Origin of the sequence: Nonomuraea sp. 3N208 (assembly GCF_052245935.1) — a bacterium.
Taxonomy (GTDB): Bacteria; Actinomycetota; Actinomycetes; order Streptosporangiales; family Streptosporangiaceae; genus Nonomuraea.
The window spans coordinates 1-1,153 of the sequence record NZ_JBQQBR010000161.1; the positions used below are offsets into that span (position 1 = coordinate 1).

The following is a 1,153-nucleotide window of genomic DNA, read 5'->3' on the forward strand; positions in this document are numbered from 1 at the left end:
GTAGTTTGAGAGGGTGTCCTCCACTGGTGACCCCGATGGCCTCAGCCGTGAGGAGTTGCTGGCCGCGTTAGCCGAGCGGGACGCGGTGATCGCGGCGCTGCTGGCCGAGATCGAGCAGCTGAAGCGGCGGGTGGGGATGGATTCGTCGAACTCCTCGATGCCGCCGGGTTCGGACGGTCCGGCGGCGCGGGCCAAACGCGCCAAGAAGCCCAAGAAGCGCTCGCCCCGTCCGCGCGGTGGGCAGCCGGGGCATGACGGCCACGCCCTGGCCTGGCGGACCACCCCAGACCAGGTCACCATGGTCTGCCCGCCCAACTGTGCCGGGTGTGGCCACACGCTGGCTGGCCTGGAGGGCAAGGTTGGTGCGCGGGTGCAGGTGTTCGACACTCCGCCGGTGAAGCTCCAGGTCACCGAGTACCGGATGGTCCAGGTCGCTTGCCCGGCCTGTCGCCGGACGACCCGGGCGGCCACCCCGGCGGGGCTGGCTGGGCCCTGCTGTTACGGCCCGAACGTCCGCGCCGCGACCGCGTTGCTGGCGTGCGCCGGGCATATGAGCATCAGCCGGGCCGCCGACCTGATGGGCGTGCTGCTGGACGCGCCCGTTTCCACCGGGTTCACCGGCGGCCTGGTCAAGCGCGCCGCCTCGCGGCTGGCCGCCTTCGAGACCGCGCTCAAGGAGCGGTTGCGTGCCGCGCCGGTGCTGCATCACGACGAGACTCCGGCGAGGGTCGCTGCCGACGATGACGATCGGCTGCTGTATGTCTACACCGCCCGCGCCGGTCGGCTGGTCTGGTTCGGCGCCGCCGACAACCGCGGTCATGACGCCCTGGACGGATTCGGCATTCTGCCCGGCTATCGGGGCACGCTGGTCCGCGACGACTACGCCGGCTACGCCAAATACGACAAGAACCTGGCCGGAGTGCAGCTGTGTTGCGCGCATCTGCTCAGGTCGTTGCGCGGGATCGGCGAGTTGGATGTCGACGGCAGCCGGGTACAGCGCTGCTGGACCGAGCCGGTCGTGAGCGCACTGACCGACGCCAAGGCTGCGGTCGCCAAGGCCCGCGCCGAGGGCGCCACCGCCGTTGAGGCGGAGGTTCTGGACGGGCTGCGCACCCGTTATGACGAGGCGGTGGCCTGGGGCATCGCCACCAAC

General features: G+C 70.9%; 1 protein-coding gene. It reads left to right on the forward strand.

Going from position 1 to position 1,153, the window contains the following annotated elements:
- Positions 1-13: 13 nt before the first annotated feature.
- A partial coding sequence (locus ACTWPT_RS60010; protein ID WP_443186481.1) for an IS66 family transposase occupies positions 14-1,153 on the forward strand: 1,140 nt, incomplete at its 3' end.